Genomic DNA, 12,897 nt, shown 5'->3' with positions numbered 1-12,897 from the left:
CTGGAGCGTGAGTAAGCCTGTTGCCTGATGGCGCGCAGCTTTCAGGCCTACGGGGTAGTGGATGTATTCTTACCGGGTGCCTGATGGCGCGCAGCTTTCAGGCCTACGGGGTAGCGGATGTCGGGTAACCTGTAGGCCGGGTAAGGCGGAGCCGCCACCCGGCATTATGGCCGCACACTATTTCCTGCGCAGCAGGCGTAACGCGTTCAGCGTCACCAGTACCGTCGCCCCGGTATCTGCCATTACCGCCAGCCACAGCCCGGTCATCCCCAGCAGGGTGGTTACCAGGAAAATGCCTTTAAGTCCCAGCGAGATAGCAATGTTTTGCCGCACGTTGGCATGGGTGGCGCGTGCCAGACGAATCATCTGCACCAGTCCGGTTAACCGGTTGTGGGTCAGCGCCGCGTCGGCGGTCTCCAGCGCCACGTCGGTGCCGCTGCCCATCGCAATCCCCATCGCCGCCGCTTTCATTGCCGGAGCATCGTTGATGCCATCGCCAACCATTGCCAGAGGGCCCTGGGCGTTAAGCGCCGTCACCTCTTTGACCTTATCGGCGGGCAGCAGCCCGGCGCGGTACTTCATGCCTAACTCATCGGCAATCGCTGCCGCCGCGCGCGGATTATCGCCGGTCAGGATAACGCCCTGGATCCCCAGCTCGCGAAGACCGTCGATCGCCTGACGGGCATCTTCACGCACCGTGTCGCGCAGCGCCAGGATCCCGAGAAGCGTATCGTCGCGCGTCACCAGTACGACGGTGTTACCCTGACTTTCAAGCTGCTGAATCTGTTCTTGCTGTGCCGCTGCCGGGAATTTGCCCGCGGCACAGATAACAATGTGCTGCCCGTTGACCTCGGCCTCAATCCCGGAACCGACCAGCGTGCGCTGTGACATTGCTAGTGGAATGTTCAGGTTACGCTGCTGTGCTTCACGCACTATCGCCTGCGCCAGCGGGTGAGTTGAACCTTGTTCTACCGCGGCGGCTATCGCCAGTAGGTTTTCTTCGTCCAGAGAAGCGGTAGGATAAACCGCCGTCACCTGTGGTTTACCCAGCGTTAGGGTGCCGGTTTTATCAAAAGCCATCTGGCTAATGCTGCCCAACTGCTCCAGCGCCGCGCCGCCTTTAATCAGCGCGCCTTGACGTGCTGCGGTTGCCAGGCCCGAGGTGATAGCCGCTGGCGTTGAGATTACCAGCGCGCACGGACAACCAATCAGTAGCAGGGCCAGCCCCTTATAAATCCACTCTTCCCAGGAGGCAGAAAACAGCAGCGGCGGCACCAGAGCGACCAGCAGCGCAATCGCCATAATCACCGGAGTATAAATACGGCTGAAGCGGTCGATAAAGCGCTCGATAGGCGCACGGCGCTCCTCGGCTTCTTCAATCAAACGAAGAATACGGTCAATGGCGCTGTCGCCGGGCTTTGAAATAACGCTAAGCTGCACCAGACGGTCGGCACTGGTGGCCCCCGCCGGCACGCTTTCGCCCGCGCTACGCTCAACCGGAATTGATTCACCGGTCAAGGCGCTCTCATCAAAGCTGGCAAACGGCGTGATGAGTTTACCGTCGGCAGGCAGACGCCCACCGGCAGCCACTTCAATCACATCACCCGGCTGTAAATCTTTCTGCGCGACCGTTTCGCGTTGACCATCACGAACGCGCACCGCGGTATCGGGTTTGAGCGCCATCAGCGCGCTGACGCCCTGACGCGCGCGGTTTGCCGCCCAGCCTTCGAGCCGCTCGCCGATTAAAAACAGCAGTAGCACCATGGCAGCTTCCGCCGTGGCACCGATAAACAGCGCGCCAATGGCAGCCACGCTCATCAGGGTTTCAATGGCAAACCAGCTGCCGCTTTTAATCAGGCGCAGCGCCTGACGCGCAATGGGGAACAGGCCGACGAGCGTCGTGGCGATAAACGCCAGGTTGCCGAGCGGATGGTTGAACTGCTCCAGCCCCCAACTGATCGCCATCATCACAACCAGCGCTATCAGCGGCAGGTTTTCTTTTAAGCGAGATTCAGGGATTTCTGGCGCGATATCGTCCTCGCTGCGCAAGGTATAACCTGCCGCGCTGACCGCTTTCTCGATTTGCGCGCGGACATCTTCGTCAGCATCGACCAGCAGCTTTTCCGTGGAGAACACGACTTTGGCTTGTTTGACGCCAGCAACCTGACTGGCGGCGGTTTCGACCTTACGGGCGCAGGCGGCGCAGTCCATACCGTTCACCACCCAGCTGTAGCGCGCAGCAAGATCGGTTGCAATCGCCGGTTCCGAGGTGGCGCACTGGCTGTCACAGCAGCAATCATCCTGCGTCTGTGCGGCAGGGGCGAGCTTGAATGAGGAAAACTGTGGGGCTTTTTTGTCATGCGTCTCTGGAGTCGACATCGTATCCTCCGGTTAATGATCGTTGTTTCATTAAGCGCAGCATACACTCTGGAGTCGACTCCAGAGTCAAGCAAAGAACTACAAATAAAGTGCGCGGACGATAAAGAAATGTCCGGCAAAGTAGCAGGCGGCATAAATTGCGGTATCGGCACGGAAACGGCGACGATAATGACTGCCCAGCCACACAATATTACCCAGCAGCAACAGCGCTGCGCCGAAGAACCCTGAGAGTGCGGTATCGGTTGGGCGCAGGAACCACAGTTCGCCCGCTACCCACACCATCACCAGCGTCATGCCGACGAAGGCCAGCACCGGTAGCTTCATCTCTTCAAGCCGTGTCCAGATGACCGCCAGTAGCAGCACGCCAATTACCAGCAGAATCAACGGCAGCGGCCAGAAGAAGGTGAAGGTCAGCTGGCCTGCAAACCAAATGGTATAAAGCAGATGGGAGAGGAAAAACGCCCCAATGGCGTACAACGTGCGCTCACGAGGGAGAAGCGTTAACGCATCGCCGACCAGCGAAGCGCACAGACCTGCCAGCACCAGATAACTGATGGCGTTGAACATCGGTGCCTGCCAGGCAAGCAGGAGCAGTAAGATTAAGGTGATAGGCTTGAACACCCAGCGCTGCCAGGTTGGGCCACGATAGGAGGCATCAACGTAGAGCCATCCAGAAAAAACAACTGCGATAAACGACCAAAGCATATTAAGTCCCTGTATCCGCTATCATTAGTAGGTGCTGTGTCGTCAGCCCTGAATGTCCAGTGTAGTAGTGTGGACGACCAGATGACAATGATTGGATGCGTCGTTTACTATGATTTGCGTAAATTCTTATGAGAACCTGATATGAGCAAGATGCCTCTGTTTTTCGTCATCGTCGTCGCGGTTATCGTCATTGCGGCTTCGTTTCGCTACGTTCAGCAGCGCCGGGAAAAAATGGATAACGACGCCGCGCCGCTGATGCAAAAACGGGTTGTGGTGAGTAACAAACGGGAAAAAGTGCTTAACGATCGTCGTTCACGTCAGCAGGCGGTGGCGCCAGCGGGCAGCGAAATGCGCTATGACGTCAGCTTTAAGCCGGAACAGGGCGGTCTGGAGATGAGATTTCGCGTCGAGGCTGCGCAGTATCATCAGCTGACGGTAGGGGACAAAGGGGTGCTCAGCTATAAGGGGTCACGCTTTGTTGGGTTTGTGGCCCAGTGAAGAACGTTATCGTCACTTTTAGTGATACCACTTAAGTGACGAAATGATTTTATATATTGATAACTATAATGATGCTTTATGATGAATCGAAATTAAATATACGAACCTCAGTTTTTTTCTTTTAATTCACTTCCAATTGCAGTTAAAAATACAGGGTTGGTCACTATTTCTTTTGTACGCTATAGGTATTGTTTTACCTGGGCGTGAGCCACGCTGTAACTTCAATATTGCTAAAGTTATTTATCATGATGAACTATTATTCGAATCTATGAATAAGGGAATTATATGGCAAATACAATCTGGTTAACCCTGAATGGTCAATCCCAGGGGTTAATTTCAGCAGGCTGTTCAACCGTTGACTCAATTGGCAATAAAGCTCAGGTAGCACACTGCGATCAGATTATGGTGATGGACATTTCATATGGAATGACGCGTGAGCAGAATGTAGGACACCAGTCATTAACGTTGATAAAGCCTATTGATAAGGCCTCACCTTTGCTGGGAAAAGCGATCAATGAAAATGAAACGCTAACCTGTGACTTTAGTTTCTATCGGACCAACCGGATGGGATTTAACGAGCTTTATTATACGATTAAGTTGACCAATGCCAGAATTTCAAGCATCCACCTGCATGTTCCACACACTATTGATGATAGCGCAGGACAACCCGAGGAGTCGATCGAGTTGTCTTATGAATCAATTAATTGGGATCATCATATCGCCGGCACCAGTGGATATAGCTTTTGGGAAGATCGTGTTTATTAAGGGAATACCAGATGGTGGGTTATACCGATGGGATTGATAAAAATGCGAATGACCTTCTGCGGGGGAATAACCGGCAGCTTGTCCGTCGTTTTGAGGATGATATCAGAGCATTCAAAGAGCGAATAGATAAGGATGCGCAACACATTATTTTGCTATCGCTTGAGGAAGCGCAGGGGGTTATCGACGATCTATTAAGAAGCGATGGCATGTCTCGGGTTACCACCTATGCAGGGAATATTAAAGATGCAGCGGGTGGTACGGAGAATATTGTGAAACTGTTTTCGTATCGAGATGCTGGCAGGATTGTATTCACGCTAAAGGGGCGGGGGATTAAAGCGATTCAATACTCTTATGGCGGGAAGATGTATGTGAAAATTACTGGCTACCCCTCTCTACGACGGATTCTTAACGGTACCCGTTACGGCATTAACCACCCAAAAGTTCTGGAGCTAGGTATTGGTAAAGCCGGACTTCGAGCCGGATTGATTTCTGGGGCAAGGTTTTGCATCTGGTTTTCGGCTTGCTGGCGGTTGATAGAGCTCATCTTCCGATCCGATCATGATGTTGCCGCTTTTTTGGGGAATATCACCATGGATGTGGCTAAGGTGGTTGTGACGATTTTTGCTACTGAGGTGATTGCTGGAGGTGTGACGCTATTGACGGGATTATTACCTGCAAGTTTGGCTGTGCCAATATGGGGGGAGATTGTTATTGTCGTCGTTATTGGATTTATTATTACTAATAAACTTGCTAGTTTTGATGAAAATAATAAATTGTCAAAAAAATTAATTGAATGTATCCGTAATGCATTAAAAGAACAACAACGGATTGAGGAGTGGAATAATAAACACTCATTGGGTATTGGTAGGGATATATTGCGAGGGGGGTATTAGGTTGGACTTACGTACACCTGTAAAAAGCAGGATTATAATTTTGTTGGGTATGGCGTTTATTTCCTATGGGCTTTATGATGCCTACGAAATAGCAATTGATGATATTATGGGGATTGTGAAATCAAGAAGTATTGTCTACCTAAACTGGCGTTCAATACCTATTCTCCTTGTTCTGCCTACTGGCATTTATTATGTTTTTTTCTATTTGTGCGCAGTTTGCTCAAGGGGCCTGATGCCCTACAGGTTTCTCTACCATGGGTTAATTATTGCTCTGGCATATGGAGGTATCGCCCTTGTGTTAGGTACTGTTCTTTCAATTGTGCTAAACATCTACCCACTCAGTACTGATTATACTTACTGTGATGGCAGCGGGGCATTTTCAGGTATCTACTACGCAAAAAGTAAATCAATTTGCGAGCAAATGAAAGAAGCCTGGGATAATGGAGGAGTCAAAGCGGTAAATGAACTGAATGACAAACTCGATTCCATCCCTCCACATCAATAGAAAATTTACGGCGCTTAACGCCCGATAAGTTCATCCTCATCGGGCGTTCTCATTATTTCTTCTTCAAATCCGCGCTAATTTTCTTCTGCCATATCAGCAGCTCAAACACGCCAAACAGGAAGATGCGCACCTTTTCGCCGCGCGTCATCTGCGGGCCGTCTTTGGGCATCGTCGACTGCAATAGCGCCATCTGCATACCGTGCATCAGCACCATAAAGATCAGCGCGACGTTGACGAAAATATTCAGCGGGCGCGGGAACGGCTGGAATAAATTCAGCAGCAGGAATCCCCACACGCAGAGCATCAACAAACGTCCCAGATTAATCAGCATCCTTTTCTCCCTGCACTTCACGATGATAGAGGCGATAAGCTACCTGACCGGCAATTTTTTCCCGATGCAGATCCCAACTGGCGGGAACCGGCGGTAGGCCATTTTCCACTTCGCTTTCTACGTAGATTAGCGCGTTATTCGCCAACCAGCCGTTTGATTCGAGCAGGTTTAAGGTTTCTTCAAGCAGTCCTTTACGAAACGGTGGGTCGACAAAGACCACATCGTGCGGCGTCCCGTTTTGCGCGAGAAAGGTGAGGGTGTTGGTGTTGACCACTTTGCCCTGTGTCGCCTTAAGCGTCGCCAGATTTTTTTGTAGCTGTTGAGCAACGTGACGCTCCATCTCCAGCAGCGTGGCGCTGGCGGCGTAGCGGGAGAGTGCTTCTAGTCCGAGCGCACCGCTTCCGGCGAAGAGATCCAGGCAGCGGGCGTCGACCATCGACGGGGCCAGCCAGTTAAAAAGGGTTTCACGCACGCGGTCGGTGGTGGGTCTAAGACCTGGGCTGTCGGGGACAGGAAGTTTGCGGCCACGCCATTGCCCGCCAATAATGCGGATCTGGCCACTGCCGCCGGAGGTTGGTTTTTTCATTTGCTCGCTCTGATCGCTCTTTCAGCCTGCTATTCTAGCGATCTGCTCTGCCGGGTGAAAGCGGTGAAGCCTGGGAAGTTAAGTGGTAGACTAACCGACTAATTTCATCATTATTTCAGCCTTCGCGTCGATTATGGCGAAGTGGCGCCATCAATGAGCAACGGGGAGTGTGGTCGCAAATGGCAAAAGAGAAAAAACGTGGTTTTTTTTCCTGGCTGGGCTTTGGTCAAAAAGAACAGGATCAGGTTGTTGAATCAGAAGAAAAAATTGAAGAACAGTCGGCGGTAGATGCGTCGGTTGTTACACCTGAAGCACCGGCTGCAGAACAGGATTCAGAAACTGTCGTAACGGAAGCCGTCGCGGAAGAGACGCCTGCCCCACATACGGTTGCAGAGAGCGAAGTGTTTGCCGCTGATGTGGTTGAAGTCACTGAGCAGGTTGCCCAGAGTGAAGCTGAGCAGCCAGTGGTTGACGATGCCGTGCCGGTTCCGGTGGAAGAACTGCCGGTGGTCGAAGACAACGTGTCGGCCGCCGTCGAAGAGCCGCCGGTTGCAGAAGATGTTACGCCCGTGCTGGTTGAAGAACTGCCGGTCGTTGAAGACAACGCGCCAGTTGCCGTAGAAGAGCCGCCAGTCGCTGAAGATATTACGCCCGTACTGGTGGAAGAACTGCCGGTTGTTGAAACCGTGGCCCCGGAAGACATCGCAGAAGCCGAGCTGACTGACGAAGAACTCGAAGCCCAGGCGCTGGAAGCTGAACCGGCGGAAGAAGCGTCCGTTGCCCAGCAGCAAGAGCAGGAAAAACCAACCAAAGAAGGTTTCTTCGCGCGTCTGAAACGCAGCTTGTTAAAAACGAAAGAAAATCTCGGTTCAGGATTTATCAGTCTATTCCGCGGCAAGAAAATAGACGACGATCTGTTTGAAGAGCTGGAAGAGCAGTTGCTGATTGCCGACGTTGGCGTGGACACCACCCGTAAGATCATCACCAGCCTGACCGAAACAGCCAGCCGCAAACAGCTTCACGATGCTGAAGCGCTTTATGGCCTGCTGAAAGATGAAATGGGTGAAATCCTCGCAAAAGTGGATGAACCGCTTAATATTGAAGGCAAAACCCCATTCGTTATTTTAATGGTGGGTGTGAATGGCGTGGGTAAAACCACCACCATCGGCAAGCTGGCGCGTCAGTTCGAGCAGCAGGGTAAAACGGTGATGCTGGCAGCAGGCGATACCTTCCGTGCGGCAGCCGTTGAGCAGCTTCAGGTATGGGGCGAGCGTAACAACATCCCGGTGATTGCCCAGCATACCGGTGCGGATTCCGCCTCGGTAATTTTCGATGCCATTCAGGCGGCGAAAGCGCGTAACGTCGATGTGTTGATTGCAGACACCGCCGGGCGCTTGCAGAACAAATCGCATCTGATGGAAGAGCTGAAGAAAATCGTCCGCGTGATGAAAAAGCTCGACGTCGATGCGCCGCATGAAGTCATGCTGACGATTGACGCCAGCACCGGGCAGAATGCCATTAGCCAGGCCAAACTGTTCCATGAAGCGGTGGGCCTGACCGGCATTACGCTGACCAAACTCGACGGAACTGCCAAAGGCGGGGTGATATTCTCCGTGGCAGACCAGTTCGGCATCCCGATTCGTTATATCGGCGTCGGCGAACGTATTGAGGACTTGCGTCCGTTTAAAGCGGGCGATTTTATTGAGGCACTTTTTGCCCGAGAGGATTAATCATGATTCGCTTTGAACACGTCAGCAAAGCCTATCTCGGCGGGAGACAAGCGCTGCAGGGCGTCACGTTCCATCTGCAGCCGGGCGAGATGGCATTCCTGACCGGTCATTCCGGTGCAGGTAAAAGTACTTTGCTGAAGCTTATCTGTGGGATTGAGCGGCCAAGCGCCGGGAAAATTTTATTCGGCGGTCATGATATCAGCCGTTTGAAAAACCGTGAGGTGCCGTTTCTGCGTCGCCAGATCGGCATGATTTTCCAGGATCACCACTTGCTGATGGACCGTACCGTGTTTGATAACGTGGCGATCCCGCTGATTATCGCAGGCGCCAGTTACGACGACATTCGTCGTCGCGTATCGGCGGCGCTGGATAAAGTTGGTCTGCTCGATAAAGCGAAAAACCTCCCGATTCAGCTCTCAGGCGGTGAACAGCAGCGCGTGGGGATTGCCCGCGCAGTGGTGAATAAACCTGCCGTACTGCTGGCGGATGAACCGACCGGTAACCTTGACGATGCGTTATCGGAAGGCATTCTGCGCCTGTTTGAAGAGTTTAACCGCGTTGGCGTAACGGTACTGATGGCGACGCACGACCTGAATCTGATTTCGCGTCGTTCGTACCGTATGCTGACGTTGAGCGACGGTCACTTGCATGGAGGCCTGACGAGTGAATAAGCGCGATGCAATCAACCAGATTCGCCAGTTCGGCGGTCGCCTTGACCGTTTCCGTAAATCGGTCACGGCCCCCGGCGACAACGGGCGCCAGCCGCCAAAGCGCGGAAAGCCTGCGCCTAAACCGAACTCGCGTAAAACCAACGTCTTTAACGAGCAGGTACGCTACGCCTGGCAAGGTGCCGTTCAGGATCTGAAAAGCAAGCCGCTTGCGACCTTCCTGACGGTGATGGTGATCGCCATCTCCCTGACGCTGCCAAGCGTCTGTTACATGGTCTACAAAAACGTCAACACCGCAGCGTCTCAGTACTATCCGTCGCCGCAGATCACCGTTTATCTGGAGAAAACCCTGGATGACGATGCTGCTGCCAGAGTGGTCGGGCAGCTTCAGGCCGAGCAGGGCGTCGACAAGGTTAACTATCTGTCTCGCGACGAAGCGCTGGGTGAATTCCGTAACTGGTCAGGTTTTGGTGGCGCGCTGGATATGCTTGAGGAAAACCCGCTGCCCGCCGTGGCGGTGGTGATCCCGAAAATCGACTTCCAGACAACGGATGCCTTAAACACTCTGCGCGACCGAGTGTCGCAGGTGCAGGGCGTTAACGAAGTGCGTATGGATGACAGCTGGTTCTCCCGTCTGGCGTCGATTACGGGGCTGGTAGGACGCGTGTCGGCGATGATCGGCGTGCTGATGGTGGCAGCCGTCTTCCTCGTCATTGGTAACAGCGTGCGTCTGAGCATCTTCGCCCGTCGTGACAGCATCAACGTGCAGAAGCTGATTGGCGCAACGGATGGATTTATCCTGCGTCCGTTCCTCTATGGCGGTGCGCTGCTCGGTTTCTCCGGCTCGTTCTTGTCGTTGATTTTGTCGGAAATTCTGGTGATGCGTCTGTCATCGGCGGTGACTGAAGTCGCGCGGGTATTCGGCACGCAGTTTGAGCTAAGCGGCCTGTCGTTTGATGAATGTTTACTGCTTTTATTGCTCAGTTCAATGATTGGCTGGGTGGCAGCGTGGCTTGCCACGGTACAACATTTACGCCACTTTACCCCCGATTAAAAAAGTTCTGTTATAATTGTCCCCTGCGACGACTTACGTCCGCAGGGGATGCGTTTTGAACCCCATCTTTCTGCCCTCGCGGCTATCGCGTGTCACATTTTGTGCGTAATTTATTCACACTGTTGCATTGAACTTGTGGATAAACTCACTGTCTGATAAAAGAGCGGATGTTATTCTCGCGGCTCTAGAGCCTGGCATGTTTGTTGTGTTTGTCGACAAGCCTCCGCCAGCATGAAGTGAATTGAGAGGATTTGAATGATCAAAGATATGCGTAATTTAGCGTTAGCCCCTGTCGGTAACCTGGAATCTTATATCCGGGCTGCGAACACATGGCCGATGTTGACGGCTGATGAAGAAAAGGCGCTGGCTGAAAGACTGCATTATGAGGGCGATCTGGAAGCGGCGAAAACGCTGATCCTATCACACCTGCGCTTTGTTGTTCATATTGCTCGTAATTATTCGGGCTATGGCCTGCCGCAGGCGGACCTGATTCAGGAAGGCAACATTGGCCTGATGAAAGCGGTACGTCGCTTTAACCCTGAAGTAGGCGTGCGCCTGGTCTCCTTTGCCGTGCATTGGATCAAAGCGGAAATCCACGAATACGTGCTGCGTAACTGGCGTATCGTCAAAGTTGCGACCACCAAAGCACAGCGTAAGCTGTTCTTTAACCTGCGTAAAAACAAGCAGCGTTTGGGCTGGTTCAACCAGGATGAAGTTGAGATGGTGGCACGTGAGCTGGGTGTTTCCAGCAAAGATGTGCGCGAAATGGAATCGCGTATGTCGGCACAGGATATGGCGTTTGATATGTCGTCTGACGACGATTCCGAAAGCCATGCCGTTGCACCGGTGCTCTACCTGCAGGACAAATCGTCCAACTTTGCCGACGGCATTGAAGACGATAACTGGGAAGAGCAGGCAGCCAATAAGCTGACCGACGCGATGCAGGGCCTGGACGAACGTAGCCAGGACATCATCCGCGCCCGCTGGCTGGACGAAGACAACAAGTCCACGCTGCAAGAACTGGCCGACCGTTATGGCGTTTCCGCCGAGCGTGTTCGTCAGCTTGAAAAGAATGCGATGAAAAAACTGCGCGCGGCTATCGAAGCCTGATTATTAAACGCGCCCACTGAACCCTCGAATGCAAATTCGGGGGTTTTGTTTTTTGTAGGCCGGATAAGGCGTCGCCGCCATCCGGCAATCTGTGCCGACCTGCCCGATGGCGCTACGCTTATCGGGCCTACGGGTTCGTCACTCCGATAATCCCACCGTCATCACGCTTTCCTCTGTTTATTTCCCTTTTACTGCTGGCGGGAATGAAGCCGATGGCAAAGACTAAATAAGCGCTACGTATTTTTCCGTCTTTTAACGGCAGGGGGTTTATCGTGAGTAACGAGTCACTGAATCATCGGCGTGTACAGGCAACGCCGCGCGGTGTTGGCGTGATGTGTGATTTCTACGCGGAACGCGCGGAAAATGCCACGCTGTGGGATATCGAAGGGAATGAGTATATCGATTTTGCCGCTGGAATTGCGGTGCTCAATACCGGTCATCGTCATCCGCAGGTGATTACTGCCGTGGAGAATCAGCTCAAAGCATTCACCCATACCGCCTACCAGATTGTCCCGTATGAAAGCTATGTAACGTTAGCAGAACGTATTAATGACGCGGCGCCTATTGAGGGCAACGCCAAGACTGCCTTCTTTAGTACCGGCGCAGAAGCGGTCGAAAACGCGGTTAAAATTGCCCGTGCCTACACCAAACGCCCGGGGTTGATTACCTTCGGCGGCGGCTTCCATGGGCGCACCTTTATGACCATGGCGCTGACCGGCAAAGTGGCACCGTATAAAATCGGCTTTGGCCCGTTCCCCGGCTCGGTCTATCACGGGGTCTACCCGAATGCTGCCCACGGTGTGACCACCGAGATGGCGCTGAAAAGCCTGGCCCACATCTTCAAAGCGGATATTGCCCCCGATCAGGTGGCAGCGATTATTGTTGAACCCATTCAGGGGGAAGGCGGTTTCGTTGTTGCACCCGCTGACTTTATGCAGGGGCTGCGCGCACTGTGCGATACCCATGGGATCTTGCTGATTGCCGATGAAGTGCAGACCGGTTTTGCCCGTACCGGCGAGCTGTTTGCGATGGAACACCATAGCGTGAAGCCCGATCTCATCACCATCGCGAAAAGCCTGGCGGGTGGTTTCCCTCTCTCCGGTGTCGTGGGGCGCGCGGAAGTTATGGATGCTCCCGCTCCCGGCGGGCTGGGTGGCACCTACGCGGGCAATCCATTGGCAATCGCGGCGGCACATGCGGTGCTGGATGTGATTGAAGAGGAGGCGCTGTGCTCGCGAGCAAACCATCTGGGTCAGCATCTGATTGAAGTGCTGAATGCCGCACGCGTAAGTTGCCCGGCCATTGCCGATGTGCGCGGGGTGGGGTCAATGGTAGCGGTCGAATTTATCGACCCGCAAAGCGGCGAGCCGTCAGCGGAATTCACCAAACTAGTGCAGCAGCGCGCGTTAGCCGAAGGGGTATTGCTGCTGAGCTGTGGGGTTTACGGTAACGTGATTCGCTTCCTTTATCCGCTCACCATTCCTGAGAAGCAGTTCCAGCAGGCGCTGGAAGTGATTCGACGGGCATTAACCGAATAATCGAGCATTTCCCGGCGGGGGGGGGGGGGGGGGGGGGGGGGGGGGGGGGGGGGGCGCCGCGGCCGCGCCCCCCCCCCCCCCCCCCCCCCGGGCCGCGCCCCCGCCCAGAAAAGAAAAACACAACAAACGACCGGC

Annotated in this window: 13 protein-coding genes; 9 read left to right on the top strand and 4 right to left on the bottom strand. The window is 53.6% G+C overall.

What is annotated here, in order from left to right; all coding sequences use genetic code 11:
* Window positions 1–177: 177 nt before the first annotated feature.
* Together zntA and ACIPDS_RS14055 are read right to left on the bottom strand one after the other, a co-directional pair.
* Window positions 178–2,379 carry a Zn(II)/Cd(II)/Pb(II) translocating P-type ATPase ZntA gene (gene zntA, locus ACIPDS_RS14060; RefSeq protein WP_400736894.1) on the bottom strand — a complete coding sequence of 734 codons (2,202 nt, stop codon included), beginning with the start codon at window positions 2,377–2,379 and terminating at the stop codon, window positions 178–180.
* Window positions 2,380–2,457: 78 nt separating this feature from the next.
* Entirely contained in the window at window positions 2,458–3,084 is a 627-nt protein-coding gene (locus tag ACIPDS_RS14055; RefSeq protein ID WP_166515391.1) for a lysoplasmalogenase, read from the bottom strand.
* A 141-nt stretch (window positions 3,085–3,225) separates the two neighbouring features.
* Between ACIPDS_RS14055 and ACIPDS_RS14050 the strand changes: the two genes are divergently transcribed.
* From ACIPDS_RS14050 to ACIPDS_RS14035, 4 genes are all read left to right on the top strand, one after another.
* Window positions 3,226–3,582 carry a DUF2500 domain-containing protein gene (locus ACIPDS_RS14050; RefSeq protein ID WP_400736890.1) on the top strand — a complete coding sequence of 119 codons (357 nt, stop codon included), beginning with the start codon at window positions 3,226–3,228 and terminating at the stop codon, window positions 3,580–3,582.
* Window positions 3,583–3,867: 285 nt separating this feature from the next.
* Entirely contained in the window at window positions 3,868–4,347 is a 480-nt protein-coding gene (locus tag ACIPDS_RS14045) for an Hcp family type VI secretion system effector (RefSeq protein ID WP_400736887.1), read from the top strand.
* Window positions 4,348–4,358: 11 nt separating this feature from the next.
* Window positions 4,359–5,240 carry a hypothetical protein gene (locus ACIPDS_RS14040; RefSeq protein ID WP_400736884.1) on the top strand — a complete coding sequence of 294 codons (882 nt, stop codon included), beginning with the start codon at window positions 4,359–4,361 and terminating at the stop codon, window positions 5,238–5,240.
* Window positions 5,241–5,280: 40 nt separating this feature from the next.
* Window positions 5,281–5,745: a hypothetical protein gene (locus tag ACIPDS_RS14035; protein WP_400736881.1), complete on the top strand. Its 465-nt coding sequence runs from the start codon at window positions 5,281–5,283 to the stop codon at window positions 5,743–5,745.
* Window positions 5,746–5,797: 52 nt separating this feature from the next.
* Here ACIPDS_RS14035 and ACIPDS_RS14030 read toward each other — a convergent pair whose 3' ends face one another.
* Window positions 5,798–6,076, bottom strand: coding sequence for a DUF1145 family protein (locus ACIPDS_RS14030; protein WP_166515393.1), 279 nt, complete (start codon window positions 6,074–6,076; stop codon window positions 5,798–5,800).
* Window positions 6,066–6,662, bottom strand: coding sequence for a 16S rRNA (guanine(966)-N(2))-methyltransferase (gene rsmD, locus ACIPDS_RS14025; RefSeq protein WP_166515394.1), 597 nt, complete (start codon window positions 6,660–6,662; stop codon window positions 6,066–6,068). The genes ACIPDS_RS14030 and rsmD overlap by 11 nt, the downstream gene beginning before the upstream one ends.
* Before the next feature lie 179 nt (window positions 6,663–6,841).
* Between rsmD and ftsY the strand changes: the two genes are divergently transcribed.
* The 5 genes from ftsY to ACIPDS_RS14000 all read left to right on the top strand — a co-directional run bounded on the left by ftsY (window position 6,842) and on the right by ACIPDS_RS14000 (window position 12,762).
* Window positions 6,842–8,392, top strand: a complete 1,551-nt coding sequence (ftsY, locus tag ACIPDS_RS14020; protein ID WP_400736876.1) for a signal recognition particle-docking protein FtsY — start codon at window positions 6,842–6,844, stop codon at window positions 8,390–8,392.
* Window positions 8,393–8,394: 2 nt separating this feature from the next.
* Entirely contained in the window at window positions 8,395–9,063 is a 669-nt protein-coding gene (gene ftsE, locus ACIPDS_RS14015) for a cell division ATP-binding protein FtsE (protein WP_166515396.1), read from the top strand.
* Window positions 9,056–10,114: a permease-like cell division protein FtsX gene (gene ftsX, locus ACIPDS_RS14010; RefSeq protein WP_400736871.1), complete on the top strand. Its 1,059-nt coding sequence runs from the start codon at window positions 9,056–9,058 to the stop codon at window positions 10,112–10,114. The genes ftsE and ftsX overlap by 8 nt, the downstream gene beginning before the upstream one ends.
* Before the next feature lie 255 nt (window positions 10,115–10,369).
* Window positions 10,370–11,224, top strand: a complete 855-nt coding sequence (gene rpoH / locus ACIPDS_RS14005; protein ID WP_062775572.1) for an RNA polymerase sigma factor RpoH — start codon at window positions 10,370–10,372, stop codon at window positions 11,222–11,224.
* Window positions 11,225–11,496: 272 nt separating this feature from the next.
* The gene (locus ACIPDS_RS14000; RefSeq protein WP_400736867.1) at window positions 11,497–12,762 is read left to right on the top strand and encodes a 4-aminobutyrate--2-oxoglutarate transaminase; all 1,266 of its coding nucleotides are present in this window, start codon (window positions 11,497–11,499) and stop codon (window positions 12,760–12,762) included.
* Window positions 12,763–12,897 lie beyond the last annotated feature (135 nt).

The sequence above is a fragment of the Kluyvera sp. NPDC087067 genome (assembly GCF_044745165.1).
In the GTDB taxonomy this organism is placed as follows: Bacteria; Pseudomonadota; Gammaproteobacteria; order Enterobacterales; family Enterobacteriaceae; genus Kluyvera.
The sequence above is the reverse complement of the archived record's forward strand: the minus strand, read 5'-3'. Positions and strand labels throughout refer to the sequence as shown.